General features: G+C 43.7%; 13 protein-coding genes, 3 tRNA genes, 1 riboswitch and 1 other annotated feature. Of the genes, 14 read left to right on the top strand and 2 right to left on the bottom strand.

Translation table 11 applies throughout. The features are described from left to right. Positions 1–143: 143 nt before the first annotated feature. Positions 144–1,361, bottom strand: coding sequence for a tyrosine--tRNA ligase (gene tyrS / locus AB5123_RS06410; protein WP_022287434.1), 1,218 nt, complete (start codon positions 1,359–1,361; stop codon positions 144–146). Between the two features lie 64 nt (positions 1,362–1,425). After that, positions 1,426–1,664, bottom strand: a binding site (T-box leader). 312 nt (positions 1,665–1,976) lie between these two features. Between tyrS and AB5123_RS06405 the strand changes: the two genes are divergently transcribed. From AB5123_RS06405 to AB5123_RS06365, 9 genes are all read left to right on the top strand, one after another. Beyond that, positions 1,977–3,716, top strand: coding sequence for an ABC transporter ATP-binding protein (locus AB5123_RS06405; protein WP_368364624.1), 1,740 nt, complete (start codon positions 1,977–1,979; stop codon positions 3,714–3,716). Then, positions 3,709–5,475, top strand: a complete 1,767-nt coding sequence (locus AB5123_RS06400; RefSeq protein ID WP_368364623.1) for an ABC transporter ATP-binding protein — start codon at positions 3,709–3,711, stop codon at positions 5,473–5,475. The genes AB5123_RS06405 and AB5123_RS06400 overlap by 8 nt, the downstream gene beginning before the upstream one ends. A gap of 243 nt (positions 5,476–5,718) precedes the next feature. After that, positions 5,719–6,618: a DUF5685 family protein gene (locus AB5123_RS06395; protein ID WP_368364622.1), complete on the top strand. Its 900-nt coding sequence runs from the start codon at positions 5,719–5,721 to the stop codon at positions 6,616–6,618. Continuing rightward, complete coding sequence (locus AB5123_RS06390; RefSeq protein ID WP_368364621.1) at positions 6,615–7,238, top strand: DnaJ domain-containing protein; 624 nt, start codon at positions 6,615–6,617, stop codon at positions 7,236–7,238. Before AB5123_RS06395 ends, AB5123_RS06390 begins: the two co-directional genes overlap by 4 nt. A 6-nt stretch (positions 7,239–7,244) precedes the next feature. Next, the gene (locus AB5123_RS06385; RefSeq protein WP_288162382.1) at positions 7,245–7,787 is read left to right on the top strand and encodes a hypothetical protein; all 543 of its coding nucleotides are present in this window, start codon (positions 7,245–7,247) and stop codon (positions 7,785–7,787) included. A 13-nt stretch (positions 7,788–7,800) separates the two neighbouring features. Then, complete coding sequence (locus AB5123_RS06380) at positions 7,801–8,541, top strand: TVP38/TMEM64 family protein (RefSeq protein WP_368364620.1); 741 nt, start codon at positions 7,801–7,803, stop codon at positions 8,539–8,541. Between the two features lie 139 nt (positions 8,542–8,680). Continuing rightward, positions 8,681–8,754, top strand: a tRNA-Gly gene (locus AB5123_RS06375). A 49-nt stretch (positions 8,755–8,803) separates the two neighbouring features. Continuing rightward, positions 8,804–8,880: transfer RNA gene (locus AB5123_RS06370), tRNA-Arg, on the top strand. 54 nt (positions 8,881–8,934) lie between these two features. Then, positions 8,935–9,012 (top strand) — tRNA-His (locus AB5123_RS06365). Between the two features lie 196 nt (positions 9,013–9,208). Here the strand turns inward: AB5123_RS06365 and AB5123_RS06360 are convergent. Beyond that, positions 9,209–10,372, bottom strand: coding sequence for a leucine-rich repeat protein (locus AB5123_RS06360; RefSeq protein WP_368364619.1), 1,164 nt, complete (start codon positions 10,370–10,372; stop codon positions 9,209–9,211). A gap of 649 nt (positions 10,373–11,021) precedes the next feature. Here AB5123_RS06360 and AB5123_RS06355 point away from each other — a divergent pair. The 5 genes from AB5123_RS06355 to thiM all read left to right on the top strand — a co-directional run bounded on the left by AB5123_RS06355 (position 11,022) and on the right by thiM (position 16,234). After that, on the top strand, positions 11,022–12,011 hold the full coding sequence (locus AB5123_RS06355; protein ID WP_368364618.1) for a C40 family peptidase: 990 nt from the start codon (positions 11,022–11,024) through the stop codon (positions 12,009–12,011). Positions 12,012–12,292: 281 nt separating this feature from the next. Continuing rightward, a riboswitch (TPP riboswitch) is annotated at positions 12,293–12,398 on the top strand. A gap of 61 nt (positions 12,399–12,459) precedes the next feature. Beyond that, complete coding sequence (thiD, locus tag AB5123_RS06350; protein ID WP_046439964.1) at positions 12,460–13,263, top strand: bifunctional hydroxymethylpyrimidine kinase/phosphomethylpyrimidine kinase; 804 nt, start codon at positions 12,460–12,462, stop codon at positions 13,261–13,263. Next, positions 13,260–14,573, top strand: a complete 1,314-nt coding sequence (thiC, locus tag AB5123_RS06345) for a phosphomethylpyrimidine synthase ThiC (protein WP_118162797.1) — start codon at positions 13,260–13,262, stop codon at positions 14,571–14,573. The genes thiD and thiC overlap by 4 nt, the downstream gene beginning before the upstream one ends. Before the next feature lie 321 nt (positions 14,574–14,894). Next, positions 14,895–15,416 (top strand): energy coupling factor transporter S component ThiW, encoded by a 522-nt coding sequence (thiW, locus tag AB5123_RS06340; protein WP_046439968.1) that lies wholly within the window; start codon positions 14,895–14,897, stop codon positions 15,414–15,416. Next, the gene (thiM, locus tag AB5123_RS06335) at positions 15,416–16,234 is read left to right on the top strand and encodes a hydroxyethylthiazole kinase (protein ID WP_278945862.1); all 819 of its coding nucleotides are present in this window, start codon (positions 15,416–15,418) and stop codon (positions 16,232–16,234) included. The genes thiW and thiM overlap by 1 nt, the downstream gene beginning before the upstream one ends. The last annotated feature ends 101 nt before the right edge of the window (positions 16,235–16,335 follow it).

Raw genomic sequence — 16,335 nt, 5'->3', positions numbered from 1 at the left:
AAGTATATATGAATAACTTTAAATATAGCTAAACCTTATATGTATTTTGTGTGAATGTTTATGAATATTGCAAAATACCATATATTTATATAAAAAAAAACGGGTGAACTTCTGTCCACCCGTGGAAATTATTTTGTGCTATATTATTCCGCAATAGCCTTGTGGAAGATCTTCTTACCCTTTTTGATAACAACAGGCTCAGAGAGATCAACAAGACCCTTAGGGTCAGTGAACTTCTCACCATTCACCGCAATACCGTTCTGAGTAACAAGACGTCTTGCCTCACCGTTTGAAGGACAAAGACCGCACTTAACAAGAAGCGTAAGAATACCTATCTTGCCGTCAGTAAGATCAGCCGCCGCAATAGTCGTGCTAGGCATATCATCGCTGTTTCCACCGCCTGCAAAAATAGCCTTTGCCGCAGCGTCAGCCTTGTCAGCCTCCTCCTTGCCGTGAACAAGCTTTGTAAGCTCGTAAGCCAAAAGCTCCTTAGCCTTGTTGTATTCAGCACCCTCCATGTGTTTCTCCATTTCCTCTATCTCCTCGATAGGAACGAATGTGAGCATCTTCAGGCACTTGATAACATCAGCGTCACCAACGTTTCTCCAATACTGATAGAACTCGTATGGAGAAGTCTTTTCAGGGTCGAGCCATACAGCGCCCTTTTCTGTCTTGCCCATCTTCTTGCCCTCAGAGTTGAGCAGGAGAGTGATAGTCATTGCATAAGCGTCCTTGCCAAGCTTCTTTCTAATAAGCTCAGTGCCGCCCAGCATATTAGCCCACTGATCGTCACCGCCGAACTGCATATTACAGCCGTAATCCTGGAAAAGTCTGTAGAAGTCGTAGGACTGCATTATCATGTAGTTGAACTCAAGGAAAGTAAGACCCCTTTCCATTCTCTGCTTGTAGCACTCGAATGTAAGCATCTTGTTTACAGAGAAGCAAGCGCCAACGTCACGAAGTACGTCCACATAATTAAGGTCAAGCAGCCAATCGCCATTGTTTACGATAATAGCTTTGTCATCAGAAAAATCAATGAAGTGTGACATCTGCTTTTTGAAACATTCAACATTGTGGTTGATAGTTTCCTTTGTCATCATTTTTCTCATATCTGTTTTGCCTGACGGGTCGCCTATCATAGCCGTACCGCCTCCGATAAGAACGATAGGCTTGTTGCCTGCCATTTGCAAACGCTTCATAAGACAAAGCGCCATAAAGTGACCAACGTGTAGAGAATCAGCAGTTGGGTCAAAACCAATGTAGAAAGTAGCCTTACCAGCGTTGATAAGCTCCTTTATCTCCTCCTCGTCAGTGAGCTGAGCGAGAAGACCTCTTCTTTTCAGTTCTTCAAATACTGTCATTTTTCATACCTCCGTATTATTTTTTTGCGGTACATAAATAAAAAATCCCCTGACAGAATATCTGTCAGAGGACGAATCATCGTGGTACCACCTCAGTTTATCGGGGAAACTCCCGACCTTACAGGCTCAGCAGAAAGCGAAGCCATAGCACTGTAACGTGTGCAAACCGTTTCGCCTTACGCAAAAGCTTTCTCAGCGAACAGCTCAGGAATGTATTCACACTTTGTAGAAATGCTTTCTCGCACCGACCGAAAGCTCTCTGAAATTTCGCAAAAGGCTACTTATTTCCGTCATAGCATTTAAACCTATTGATATGACTATAGCACACTTTCACCATTTTGTCAACCCCCTTTTTTAGAAGTGAGGAATAAGAAGTGAGGAATGAAGGTATCGCCTGCGGCGATGATTATTGTAGGGGACGACGCCCTCGGCGTCCCGCTCGGAGGTGCGAGGCTTGAATCATCACAAACTATGCCGGTGTATAAAGACGGGCAAGCTTTTTGCCCCTACATTATCCTCCACTTTTTTAAAGAATTAACTTATTCGTCTACAAATGTACAAAAACATATGATATAATGAAATTTATATGATTTTATTTAGTTGGGAGAAAGAAAAATGCTGAAGCTTTTTAGGTATCTGAAAAACTATAAAAAAGAAAGCATAATCGGTCCGCTGTTTAAGCTTATCGAAGCCTGCTTCGAGCTTGCAGTGCCACTCGTTATGGCTAATATCATTGACGTGGGTATAAAAAATCAAGATAAGCCCTACATCTATAAAATGGGTGGCGTGCTTGTTCTCCTCGCCTTCTGCGGTCTGGCTTGTTCGCTGACTGCTCAGTATTTCGCCGCAAAAGCGTCACTGGGCTTTGGAACAGCCATCCGACGTGACCTTTTCAAGCATATCAATTCACTGTCCTATGCGGAAATAGACAGCGTTGGAAGCCATACCCTCGTCACAAGAATGACAGCGGATATCAATACCGCACAGCAGGGTGTGAATATTCTCCTTCGTCTGTTTCTTCGTTCGCCTTTTATCGTTTTAGGCTCAATAATAATGGCATTCTCTATCTCAGTGAAGCTTACCCTTATCTTCCTGATAATCGCCCCATGCCTTGCCTATGTTATCTATCTTATAATGCACATCACTATCCCGCAGTATAAGAATATCCAGAAAAAGCTGGATAAAACTAACCTTATGACAAGCGAAACTCTTACAGGCGCAAGAGTTATCAGAGCATTTTCCCGTCAGAAAGACGAGGAGAAAGAGTTCGCTGATAATACTGAAGAACTTAGACGTCAGCAGATAATTGCAGGAAGAGTTTCCGCCCTTATGAACCCTGCCACCTATGTTATCGTAAACTTCGCTATCATCGCTATCATTTGGTTTGGCGGCAAAACAGTTTATTCAGGCTCTATCTCACAGGGCGAAGTGATAGCCCTTGTAAACTATATGAACCAGATACTTTTGGCACTCCTTGCTATGGCGATACTCGTTACAAATATCACCAAAATGCAGGCTTCCGCTATCAGAATAAACGACGTTTTCGCTGTGGAGCCAAGTGTATCCGATAAGGATAATAAGCCTGTCACAACTGACGGTAATGCACCATGCGTAGAGTTTAGGAACTGTTTCTTCTCGTACGCATCAGCCGAAGCCGACTCCCTTTCGGATATAAGCTTCAAAGCCATGAAAGGCGAAACTATCGGTATAATCGGTGGTACAGGTTCAGGTAAAACCTCTCTTATCAACCTTATACCAAGATTTTATGACGTCCGTCAGGGCGAAGTCCTCGTTGACGGCGTTGACGTAAAAGAGTACCCATTCTCACAGCTCAGAGGTATGATAGGCATTGTTCCTCAGAAAGCTGTCCTCTTTAAGGGTACTATAAGACACAATATGCAGTGGCGTGATAAAAACGCCACGGACGAGGATATCTGGAACGCTCTTGACATTGCTCAGGCAAAAGACTTTGTAGAGAAAAAGCCTGATAAGCTTGACGAAATGATCTTGCAGGAGGGCAAAAACCTCTCAGGCGGTCAGCGTCAAAGACTTACCATTGCAAGAGCATTGGTCGGTGATCCTGAGATACTCATTCTCGATGACTCAGCCTCCGCCCTTGACCTTGCCACAGATGCAAGACTAAGAAAAGCTATCCACAAAAAAACAAGCGGCATGACCGTTTTCATAGTTTCACAGAGGATCTCATCTATAAAAAGTGCCGATAAGATAATCGTTCTTGACGATGGCAAAATAGCAGGTATCGGCACTCATTCAGAGCTTTATAACGGCTGCGAGGTATATAAAGAAATTTGCCTTTCACAGCTTTCAGAAAAGGAGGCACAGGCAAATGGCTAAGCAAAGCACAAAAAACAAGCTTGATACCTCCGCTCTCAGACCGCTTCTCAGATATGCAAAACCGCATATGTGGCTGTTCATACTGTCCATGGTCTTTGCGGTCATAACCGTTGCCACCACCCTTTATGCTCCTATCCTCGTCGGCAACGCTGTTGACCTTATCATAGCCAAGGGACTTGTAGATTTTGACGGAATTATCAATATCATCATCAAGCTTAGCGTAACAGTCACCGTAACAGGCATTGCCCAGTGGCTCATGTCACTTTGTACAAATAAGATAACCTATTGCGTGGTAAGAGATATCCGAAACGATGCTTTCGCTAAGCTCCAAAAGCTACCCCTTTCTTATATCGACTCCCACCCTCACGGTGATATAATCAGCCGTATAATCTCCGACTTGGAGCAGGTGTCAGACGGACTTCTCATGGGCTTTTCACAGCTCTTTACAGGCGTATGTACAATTTTTGGTACACTTGGCTTCATGCTCTCCATCAACGTGAAAATAACCCTTATCGTGGTTATCCTCACTCCGCTTTCACTATTTGTCGCAAGATTTATCGCCAAGAACACATTCAAGCTTTTTCACCAGCAATCAGTTGCAAGAGGCGACATGACCAGCCTTGTTGAGGAAATGACAGGCAATCAGAAGGTAGTAACAGCATTCGGCTATCAGGAAGAAGCTGAGGAGCAGTTTGAAGAAGTGAACCTGAAACTCCAGAAAGTTGGACTTAACGCCACATTCTTCTCCTCACTCACCAACCCATGCACACGTTTTGTAAACAACCTCGTCTACATGGCTGTCGGTATCGTGGGCGCACTCTCCGTAATAAAAGGCGTGGGCTTCACAGTTGGTAACCTTAGCTGTTTCCTCACCTATGCGAACCAGTATACAAAGCCTTTCAATGAAATATCAGGCGTTATCACCGAGCTTCAAAGTGCATTCGCTTCTGCAAAGCGTGTCTTTGAGGTCATAGACGAAACAGAGGAGATACCTGACAGCTCTAACGCTACTGTCCTTACCTACGTTGATGGCACATTAGACGTTGACAACGTGTCATTTAGTTATGTGCCTGATGTGAAGCTTATCGAAAATTTTAACCTCCATGTAAAGAGCGGTCAGCGTACAGCTATCGTAGGACCAACAGGCTGCGGCAAGACCACCATGATAAACCTCCTTATGAGATTTTACGACACCGACAGCGGCGAGATACGCATAAGCGGCGAGCCTATAAAGGATTGTACCCGTGACTCCATGAGAAGTATGTACGGCATGGTCTTGCAGGAAACGTGGCTGAAAACAGGCACCATAAGAGAGAACCTCTGTTACGGCAAGCCTGACGCCACCGAGGAAGAAATGATAGCCGCCGCCAAGTCAGCACATTGTCACGGCTTTATAAAGCGTCTGCCAAAGGGCTATGATACCGTTATTTCAGACAGCTACAGCACTATCTCCGCAGGACAGAAACAGCTTCTCTGTATCGCACGAGTAATGCTCTCGCTGCCGCCAATGCTCATTCTGGACGAAGCTACATCGTCTATAGATACCCGTACGGAGATATTGGTACAGCGTGCCTTTGAGAAAATGATGCAGGGCAGAACGAGCTTTATAATCGCCCATAGACTTTCTACTATCAAGAACGCAGATACGATCATAGTAATGGATTCGGGACACATAGTAGAGCAGGGAAGTCATGATGAGCTTATGGCAAAGAACGGCTTCTATGCCGATCTCTATAACTCACAGTTTGCAGTGACGTGACGTAGGGGCGAACAGCGTTCGCCCGTCTTGTTACCGCACAAATTAATTGATTTACGTTTTACAATGTAACATTATAAAATTGTAAGGGCGACCCAAGGTCGCCCTTTTTGTACTCTGCCACCTTATTTTTATCATAAAAATTATTGACTTTTATCTTAAAATTGTTGTATAATGTTATATATTTCACGGGATATACACAATCGTGTTTTATAATGTATAGTAACGAAAATCTAAGGAGTGCCTATGTTCGGATATGTCCGCCCTTTCAAACCCTATATGCGAATGTTTGAATATGATATCTATAAAGCTGTCTACTGCGGACTCTGTAAGGATATGGGCAGGCGCTATGGCTTTGTGACACGCTTTACCCTTAGCTACGATTTCGCATTTCTCTCCCTTATGGATCTCTCTGTGAGGGGAGTGAAGCTTGACGCAGAAAAGCAACGCTGTATCGCACACCCTCTTAAAAAGACCATGTGCGCAAAGTGTACCTGCAATCTTAAATATACGTCCTCAGCCGCCGTGATACTCACATATCATAAGCTCCGTGACGATATAGCCGATAAAGGGCTAAAAGGCAAGCTTGCCGCATTTGCACTTCTGCCTTTTTTCAAAAAGCCCTATAAGAAGGCGGCTCACCTTTATCCGGATCTTGCCCCTGCCGTTGAAAACGCAATGGAATTGCAAAATAAAATAGAGCGTGAAAAAACAGCAGGCATAGACCTTGCCTGCGAGCCTACCGCACTTATGATGCAAGCCGTTGCAGGGAATCTTTGCACCAGGCAGGACCAACGCCGACCGCTCCTTGAACGATTCGGCTACCTTCTCGGCAGATTTATCTATATCTGCGACGCTCTTGACGACCTGCCCGACGACCACGAGAGTGAAAGCTACAATCCGCTCCTTGCAAAATTTCCACCCACCGAGGGCATAAATGCTGACTATCTGAAACAAGTCCACGCCTTTTGCGATGACAGCATAAACTTCACGCTGGGCGAAATGGCAGATATCTATGTGAAGCTCAATCTTAAAAGATATCGTGATATACTTGATAATATCGTGTATCTTGGACTTAAGAATGTCTATACTCAAATAAGAAGCGGAAAATTCCGCAATAACAGGAAAGGAAATAACGATCAATGATCTCCAAAGACCCTTATAAAATTTTAGGCGTATCCCCAACAGCTTCAGAGGCTGAAATAAAATCAGCTTATAAAGAGCTTGTGAAAAAATATCACCCCGATCAGTATCAGGATAACCCCCTAGCTGACGTAGCTGAGGAGAAAATGTCCGAGATAAACGCCGCCTACGATCAGATAATGACCTCAAGACGTGGCGGAGGATACCAGTCCGCAGAAAGCGGCTATGACGGCTATGCCTCTTCGCAGGGCTTTGACTCAGGCTATATCAGAAGCCTTATCCAAAGCGGAAGCTATACTCAGGCAGATCAGATACTTGATAATGTGTCCTCCTCGGAAAGAAATGCCGAGTGGTATTTCCTTAAAGGCACTATCTGCCACCGCAGAGGCTGGCTCAATGAGGCTTATAACAACTTCACAAGAGCCGTCCAGCTCGACCCAAATAACATGGAGTACCAAAGCGTGTTAGCCCAGATGAACAGACAGCGAAGCGGCTATATGAGCGGCAACCCAACTCAGGGCTACCAAGCAGGCGGCATGAGCGGACCTGACTGCTGTTCCTCCCTTTGCTGTGCAGACTGCTGCTGTGAAATGATGGGCGGCGACCTTATACCGTGCTGCTAAATAATCATGAGAAATAAAATAGCTTTTCGAGTGGCACTTGGCGGCATATGCTCTGCTGTCTGCCTGCTTTTGATGTTTTCAAGCAGCTTTTTGCCCATGCTCGATTATACTATCCCTACCTTCGCCGGCTTCATGATGGTTGTGATGATAGTGGAGGTGGATAAAAACTGGGCGATAGCCACCTATTGTGCAGTGAGCCTGCTGAGCATTTTCGTGACCCCAAATTACGAAGCGACCCTGCTTTTCATATTGTTCATGGGGTATTATCCAATACTTAAATATTATCTCGACCAAAAGAAAAACCGCCTGCTTGTGTGGGCAATAAAGCTTGCAGTGTTCAATGTGGCGATAGTCATATTCTTTTTGGCTTTTCAGTATATCTTCACCTCAGTGGATATGCTCGAGGGCATGGAGATGTTTGGCAAGTATGCCGTGCTTGTTCTGTGGGTGGCGGCGAACCTGTTTTTCTTTATTTATGACTATGCCCTCACACAGTTGACAGATATGTACATAAATTGGTTTAGGAAAAAAATACTCAGAAGAAAATGACGGTGACGTTTTTATGAACGAAGAACAAGAGAAAGAAATATTGAACGAGGCGAAAATACAAACTGCAAGGCACAAGAAAAAAATACAGATAATAAGCCTTGTTGCAATAATAGCGGTCATAGCAATGGCTACAGTGGTGTGTATACCTCTTATAAAAGCGCTTCACAGCGAGGCAGGCATTGCAGCCTTGGAGCGTAAGCTAGATAACTACAGTGGCATTGTGGGAGTGCTTATCTTTACTTTCATACAAGCTCTTCAAGTGGTCATAGCAGTCATACCGCCTATACAAGTGGTGGGTGGAGTGCTGTTCGGCTGGTTCTGGGGCGGGTTGCTATCATTCTTAGGTACGCTCCTTGGCACAATGGCAATATTCGTGCTTGTGAAAAAATTTGGCAGACCGATAGTGGAAGCCTTTGTTGACGAGAAACAGCTAAAAAAATTCAAATTCCTGCAAAATGAGAAAAAGCTAACCGTTATCCTTATAATCCTCTATCTCATACCGGGAATACCCAAGGACGTTATCTCATATATCGTCCCTCTGACTCCCATAAGCAAGAAGGATTTTTTCTATTATGTCATGCCTTGCAGACTTCCAGCAATAATGCTCTCCACGATTTTGGGAAGCAATGTAAAAAGCGGCAACTTCACAGTTGTACTTGTGGTGCTTGGAGTAGCTCTAGTAGCAGGTATCGTTGGCTTTTTGTTCAAAGATGTTATAGTGAATAAAATGAAACAACATAAGAAGAACAAATAAGTAAAGTTGCACAAAGTTGAGTTTAGATGAAAAAAATATAAAAAAGTGCTTGACAAAAGGCTCTTGTAGTGGTATAATAAATATCGTTGATTGAGCGGTAAGCTTGAAAGACCACCAAAAACGCCTGGTCAGGCAGTATGCGGGTGTAGTTCAGTGGTAGAACTCCAGCCTTCCAAGCTGGTCATGTGGGTTCGATTCCCATCACCCGCTCCAATATATCTTAAACTTTTATCCGAGTTTGAGATATCAATGAGTACAGTATGCGTCATTAGCTCAGTTGGATAGAGCAACCGCCTTCTAAGCGGTAGGTCACTGGTTCGAATCCAGTATGGCGTACCATTAAACTCGTTCCAGATGAAAATCTGCTGCGAGTATTTTCTTCTAATATGTATGGTGGGTATAGCGTAGCTGGCCTAACGCGTCAGTTTGTGGCACTGAAGACCGTGAGTTCGAATCTCACTACCCACCCCACTGAATACGTTCTGCATTATGCAGAGCGTATTTTTTTGTTTACATATAGTAGGGCGACCTTTGGTCGCTCGTTTTTTTATGTACCACCGACAATGACCTATATCCTACCGACTTGGATTATTATATCCCACCTGCGAATAGACAGAAAAAGGGCGGCAACTTAAAAGCTGCCGCCCCGATCCAGAGGTTATATATTTTATAAAGCGAAATTTTTGTTGTAAACAGCCTCGGCTATCCTGAATGTTTCGTCATCAAGTGCAGGAACAGCGTCAGCAGTAATCAAGGCGGCACCTCTCTCAAAAGCGTCCTCCGCAATGCCATCGGCACCATGTTGAATAACAACGCTTCTTAACTCAGAGCAATCCACGAAAGCCTTTGCACCAAGCTTCTTCACAGATGATGGGATAACAACTTCTCTCAAAGTCTTACAGCCACGGAAAGCCTCGCTTCCAACATAAGCGATCTTGCCTGATATCCTCACCGTCTTAACTACAGTATTCTGAGCAAACGCTCTCTTGCCTATTCTGCTAACGGAATCAGGAAGATAAACGCTCTCGAGCTTCTCACAAAGTGCAAATGCACACTCGCCTATCTTTCTTACAGATCCTGCGAACTCAACCTTTTTCAGAGCAGAGCAGCCGAAGAATGCGTAGTCGCCAACAGCCTCGATTCCAAATGGTATAGAGATCGCTTCCAGACCTGAGCAGAATGTGAAAGCATTCTCTGCGATCTCGATCATAGCTGCCGGTATCTCAAGCTCTCTCAGAGAAATGCAGTTCTGGAAAGCTCCGTTTCCTATGGAAACTATATTTTCATTAAGACAAATTTCTTTCATTGAAGAGCAGAAACCGAATGCAGACTCGCCGATCTCTCTTACGCTCTCAGGCAGGTCAGCTCTCTCCAAACTGTCGCAATTGTAGAATGTGAATGGCAGTATCCTTTCCACACCATCAGGTATAGTCGCAAATCTCAGAGATTCACAACCGCAGAATGCCATCTCACCAATAAACCTTACGCTCTCAGGTATAGTCACATTCACCAGTGAACAGCATTTGTAAAATGCCTTTCTTCCGATGATAACAATGTCCTTTGAGATAACAGCACATTTAAGGTCGTAAAGATGTGCGAAAGCACCGCCTGCAACAGCTATGACCTTTTTGCCGCGAAGCTCAAAAGGAAGCTCCAGCACTTCGATATGGCTGTCACCGCAATATCCAGTGATAATACACATATCGTCAGCCGTAACATATTTAAAACAGCCCGAGATCTTCTCGCTGCTGATACTGCTGCTTGCAGTTACACCAACGCTCTCAAGTGCTTTTTTGAAACCATTGTCGCCCATAAAATTAATGCTTTTCATCAGCGTGACCTCCATTATACCCACTATAAATATATACCTCGTAACTGAACTTAAACGTTTTCTGTATTTTCTAATGAAATTATACTACAGTAAACTATGTTTGTCAATGGTATTCGCAATATTTTATTTATAAAAAATTAATTTTCAGAACTTTTTCACTGATTGTGAACGGCTTTTTTGTCACTTTTCACAATTAATTTACGCAAAATAATTTTAGTTTTCACATATCGTTCTCAATCTATGAGAACACTGTAATTTTATGGTAGCAAACGTTTTCGCAAATGATGCAAAAGACTAATACCAATCTATGGAATTCGCTTGATTAAATCGACCAAACCATAAGATGATGTTTTTCTTATATTTGTAAGATTGTCATAAATTATGTTTATATAATATTAATAAAGAATGATATGCTGTTCACGATAATGCAAGAAAACACCAACAACTGCATTAAAATAGGAGATTAGCATACTAACAATAGTCAAAAATGTATAATACTATCATAAAGGTTTACAAAATAGAAACTTAATTATTACAGATTGTAATAATTAATGGTGTATAATAATATAAATGAAATCGTATAAGTATATGAATACAAAAAACTGGAAAGGACTGATCCGTTATCAACATAATAAGAAAAATAACAGCAGTGATAATTTCATCAGTTATAATGATAAGCTTTGTGGCATTTGCACCGCAGGAATCCACTAAGACTTATGTGAATGTTATAACAGCTTCTGCCGCTGACTCGATGACAAAACCTGTTTTGATAAAAAGACAAGCGTATTCAAACAAAATAGAAGCAGGAGTAAAAAATCTCACCAGCTTTTCATCAAAGACTACATTTGAGGTCTATGTAAACGGACGCTATGTAAGAAAATATACATGGCAGGCACTTAAAAAGGATAACTATATAAATATAACCGATGACGGCAAGCTTTATCTTAAAGCTTCCACAAAATATAAAGTCACCGTTAAAGCGGTAAACGGCAGTGCCAAGTCAGAGTCATCGGTCCTCAACGTAAAGACAGCAGCAAAAACATACTATCATATAGATAAAAACGTTCAGCTTTATAGCTTTAAAAACGGTAGGTTCAAGAAATCCTCAAAAACAAAAGCCTCTGTGGCTGTGTCGGGTACTCTCACTACCGATAAAAATAAGCGTGTGGCAGGTCAGAGCAAGAATATCGGCGGAGCAAATTATGTCCTTATCAATGAAGGCGATCATAAGGGTAAGTACGTCAAGGTAGGAAAAGGTGTGAAGCGTACACCTGAGAGAAAAGCAAGAATAAAAACAGCCGTTGATTATGCCGCAAGCATGAACGGCGGAAGATATGTCTGGGGCGGAACAAAGTATAAGGCAACGGATTGCTGTGGATTGACAATGCAAGCCTATAGAAAAGCCGGTGTGAATATGTATAACAGCGTATATTCGCAGGCGAAAATGGGAAAAGCAGTGTCTTTGAAAAATATAGAAGCAGGCGACCTGATAATCTGTAATAACTATGGCCATGTAGCAATGTATATAGGCGGTGGGAAAATAGTCCATGCTATGAGTACATATTATGGGATCAGAATACAGCCTCTTGCAAATATCAAGTATTGTGGAAAGATAAACACTATCAGGAGAATACTGTAGTAAGTGAGGAGCAGAGCTAAGTGAGGAGTGAGGAGTGAGGAATGGCGGAGTCAAACCGAGCTGAACACCAACACAAAGTAGAGGAAACACCGAGCGAAGCGATTTTGCGGCATAACAAAAACTGTATCGGCAAATTTTCAAATGTAAATGTAGGGGCTGGCGCCCTCGACAGCCCGATTTTGTTTGCTCGATAATACTTGCGATATCTGCACAATTTTTCCTTGACAATCTCGCTGACCAGTGTTATAATAAAAAAGCAGAAAAACTGCGAAAAAATCGAATAAAGTTTGCAGGGGGACCCAAGCAAAAAGCTGGGTTGAGAAGGTAAAACCTGACCCTTTGAACCTGTTGGTCAAGACCAGTGTAGGAAGCAAGTTTTGTGTAAATTTACCTCCTGCATTGTCAGGAGGTTTTTTGTTTCCCCTTTTCCATAAGAAAGGAATAAAGTATGTTAAAATGTTTGTCAGTGGCAGGCTCGGATTGCTCCGGTGGCGCAGGTATACAAGCCGACCTTAAAGCTTTCAGCGCTAATGAAACTTTCGGCATGAGCGTTATTACCTCTGTCGTCGCTGAAAATACTACCCGTGTGCTGTCTGTTTTCAACGTACCCGTTGAGGAGATACAAAAACAGATAGACGCTGTGTTTGAGGATATCCACGTCGATGCCGTAAAACTCGGTATGCTCCCAACTGCCGAAATTATTTCAGCAGTTGCGGATAAGCTTAATGAGTATAAACCAAGTATTATCGTCTGCGATCCCGTCATGGTCGCTACAAGCGGTGACGCTCTCTCTGAGGGCGGAACTGTTTCCACCATGAGGGAAAAGCTCTTTCCTATAGTTACGCTCCTTACACCGAATATCCCCGAAGCCGAAGCTATCTCAGGCTTGGAGATAAAGAATGAAAACCATATGGAAAAAGCCGCAAGGATAATAATGGATATGGGCGTAAAAAACGTCCTCGTCAAAGGCGGTCATCTCACTGGCGACGCTGTGGATTATCTCTGTACCCCAGAGGGCGTTCATAAGCTTGCCTGCAAGCGTGTTGATTCGCCTAATACCCATGGCACTGGCTGTACTTTGTCATCTGCCATAACTGCAAACCTTGCCCACGGTATGGATATGCTCTCCGCTGTAACAAAGGCGAAAAACTATATCACCGAGGCAATAGAAAAATCATTCACAGTGGGCAAAGGACATAGCCCCGTTAATCACTTTTATGACTATTACGATTTGAAAGGAACTGTTCTATGAGAAATTATAAAACTCAAATGGAAGCCGCTAAAAAGGGTATCGTTACCCCTGAAATGGAAACAGTGGCTAAGAAAGAAAATATAGACGTAAACGAGCTTATGGCTCTCGTTGCAGCAGGTCAGGTGGCGATCCCTGCCAACGTAAACCATACTGCTCTCTCTGCCGAGGGTATCGGTAAAGGTCTTAAAACTAAGATAAACGTAAATCTCGGTATCTCAGGGGACGCTAAGAATTATGACATTGAGATGCAGAAAGTGGATATGGCTATCAAGTTCGGCGCTGAAGCTATCATGGATCTGTCAAACTACGGCAAGACCAATACATTCAGAAAAGAGCTAGTAGCAAAATCGCCTGCCATGATAGGCACTGTTCCTATGTATGACGCTATCGGCTACCTTGATAAAGACCTCCTTGAGATATCAGCTCAGGACTTTCTTAAAGTAGTAAAAGCCCATGCAGAAGAGGGCGTTGACTTTATGACTATCCACGCAGGTATCAACAGACGTGCAATCGAAGCTTTCAGACGTGAGGGAAGAAAAATGAATATCGTTTCCCGTGGCGGTTCACTGCTCTTCGCATGGATGATGATGACAGGCAATGAAAACCCATTCTTTGAGTATTATGACGAGGTGCTTGAAATACTCAGAGAGTATGACGTAACTATCTCACTTGGCGACGCACTCCGTCCGGGATGTCTTGCAGACGCTTCCGACGCCGCTCAGATCTCCGAGCTTATCGAGCTTGGCAACCTCACAAAGAGAGCGTGGGAAAAGGACGTTCAGGTAATGGTAGAAGGCCCTGGCCATATGGCAATGAACGAGATCGCCGCAAATATGATAATGGAAAAGAAGATATGCCATGGTGCACCTTTCTATGTACTTGGACCTCTGGTAACAGATATCGCTCCTGGCTATGACCATATCACATCAGCTATCGGCGGAGCAATAGCCGCAGCAAGCGGTGCAGACTTCCTCTGCTATGTTACCCCTGCCGAGCATCTCAGACTTCCTGACGTTGACGACGTTAAGGAGGGCATTATCGCCAGCAAGATAGCAGCCCATGCTGCAGATATCGCAAAGGGCGTAAAGGGTGCAAGAGATATAGACGATAAAATGGCGGCGGCACGTCACAAAATGGATTGGGACGAAATGTTCGAGATAGCACTTGACGGTGAAAAGGCAAGAAGATTCTTTGAGCAGACCCCACCTGCCGACAGACATACCTGCTCAATGTGCGGCAAGATGTGTGCCGTTAGAACAACAAACATGATACTCGAGGGCAAAGAGGTGAAATTCTGCTCAGAGAAGTAGAAAACTCGATGTAGGGGCGAACAGCATTCGCCCGCATGATATAAAAATTGAATGTCAGCTCGGCAGTTGTGCGAAAAATCGGACAATTACATGAGAGCAGATATAAAAAGAATGTAATGTGCAAGAGGAGCGTCTTGCGAACTTTTTCATAAAAAGTATTCAGCGAGGGAACCCGTGTTTCGGGGTGAGAGGGTGCAATGGAGCACCGACCGAAAATAATTTACGTCAGATCGTGAGCGGATAGCATAGCCACGGTCTGTGCGCCGCTGGATAACTTGCTCTTTTTCGTTCGGCGGTGCGATACGATATGGAGGAATAAAAATGAAAAAGACAAACATTCACAAATTGGTATTCGCAGCAGTATTGGTAGCTCTTGCAGTGGTAGGCTCGCTTGTTTCGTTCCCTATCGGTGCTTCAAAGTGCGCACCTGTTCAGCACCTTGTAAACATAATCGGTGCAGTTTTCCTTGGACCTGCATGGGCAGTGGGCGTTGGCTTCACAGCCGCACTTCTCAGAAATCTTCTGGGACTTGGCTCTCTCCTTGCGTTCCCGGGCTCAATGGTTGGCGCATTCGTTGCAGGTATGCTCTATAAGTACATAAAGAAGCTCCCTGCCGCTTATGTCGGCGAGCTTTTCGGCACATCAGTCCTCGGTGGACTTCTTGCATATCCTGTTGCTAGATTTCTCGTTGGCGCACCAGCCGCAGCAATAACAGTTTATATCCTGCCTTTCTTTGTAAGCTGTGCAGGCGGTACAGTTCTTGCTATCGTTATCGTTACAGCTCTTAAAAAGGCAAAAGTATTTGATAATTTCCTTGGCTTCTCAAAGGAGGTAAGAGCATAATGGGCTCTATAATTGAAAGCTGTGCGAAAGCAGCAGACAAGGTAAGAGATATATGCCCTTTGGTGCATTGTATCACAAATTATGTTACTGTAAATGACGTTGCAAACTGCATTCTCGCCATTGGCGCTTCACCTATCATGGCAGACGATATCGCAGAAGCAGCAGATATAACTTCTATCTCAAAGGCTCTCGTTATAAACATGGGTACTCTCAATGCAAGAACGGTCGAGTCAATGGTAGCTGCTGGAAAGAAAGCCAACGAGCTTGGCGTTCCTGTGGTTTTTGACCCGGTTGGAGCAGGCGCATCAAATTTCAGAAATGAAACTGCAAAGCGTATACTTGAAAATGTGAAGATAAGCATACTCAGAGGAAATCTTTCTGAAATGTCATATCTTGCAGGACTAGAAGTTTCCACAAAGGGTGTTGACACCTCGGAAGCTGACGAGAAAAACGACCCTGTTTCCGTTGCGAAAAAAACAGCCGCAAAGTATAACTGCGTTGCAGCTATCACAGGTGCGATGGATACAATAACAGACGGAAAAAGAGTCGCAAGGATATCAAACGGTCACCCATATCTTTCAAAGGTAACAGGCACAGGCTGTATGACAACAGGACTTGTAGGCTCATTCGCAGGTGCTTGCGACGATATGTATACCGCCGCTGTAACAGGCATTGCAAGCATGGGCATAGCAGGCGAGTTCGCATATGAAAATGCTGGAGAGATAGGCTCTGGAAGCTTCCATATTTCTATCATTGACGCAATCAGCAAAATGAATAGTCAGGTATTTGCGGCTAAGGCTAAGATAGAAGAAGTTTAGTATTGCAATATTTCAGATCTAGTGGTATCATATCAATGTGATGCCACTAAATTTTATGTGGTGATGTTGCTTGCAGGGGCGAACAGTGTTCGTCCGTTTGC

It is taken from the genome of Ruminococcus sp. RTP21204st1_B2_RTP21204_210225, assembly GCF_040914135.1.
In the GTDB taxonomy this organism is placed as follows: domain Bacteria; phylum Bacillota; class Clostridia; order Oscillospirales; family Ruminococcaceae; genus Hominimerdicola; species Hominimerdicola aceti.
This window is presented reverse-complemented; position numbering and strand designations above follow the sequence as displayed.

Coding starts and splice junctions, on each gene's coding strand:
- AB5123_RS06380 (WP_368364620.1), top strand. CDS start 7,801: ATGAACGAAGAACAAGAGAAAGAAATATTGAACGAGGCGAAAATACAA.
- AB5123_RS06390 (WP_368364621.1), top strand. CDS start 6,615: ATGATCTCCAAAGACCCTTATAAAATTTTAGGCGTATCCCCAACAGCT.
- thiW (WP_046439968.1), top strand. CDS start 14,895: ATGAAAAAGACAAACATTCACAAATTGGTATTCGCAGCAGTATTGGTA.
- AB5123_RS06395 (WP_368364622.1), top strand. CDS start 5,719: ATGTTCGGATATGTCCGCCCTTTCAAACCCTATATGCGAATGTTTGAA.
- AB5123_RS06385 (WP_288162382.1), top strand. CDS start 7,245: ATGAGAAATAAAATAGCTTTTCGAGTGGCACTTGGCGGCATATGCTCT.
- thiC (WP_118162797.1), top strand. CDS start 13,260: ATGAGAAATTATAAAACTCAAATGGAAGCCGCTAAAAAGGGTATCGTT.
- AB5123_RS06400 (WP_368364623.1), top strand. CDS start 3,709: ATGGCTAAGCAAAGCACAAAAAACAAGCTTGATACCTCCGCTCTCAGA.
- thiM (WP_278945862.1), top strand. CDS start 15,416: ATGGGCTCTATAATTGAAAGCTGTGCGAAAGCAGCAGACAAGGTAAGA.
- AB5123_RS06405 (WP_368364624.1), top strand. CDS start 1,977: ATGCTGAAGCTTTTTAGGTATCTGAAAAACTATAAAAAAGAAAGCATA.
- tyrS (WP_022287434.1), bottom strand. CDS start 1,361: ATGACAGTATTTGAAGAACTGAAAAGAAGAGGTCTTCTCGCTCAGCTC.
- thiD (WP_046439964.1), top strand. CDS start 12,460: ATGTTAAAATGTTTGTCAGTGGCAGGCTCGGATTGCTCCGGTGGCGCA.
- AB5123_RS06360 (WP_368364619.1), bottom strand. CDS start 10,372: ATGAAAAGCATTAATTTTATGGGCGACAATGGTTTCAAAAAAGCACTT.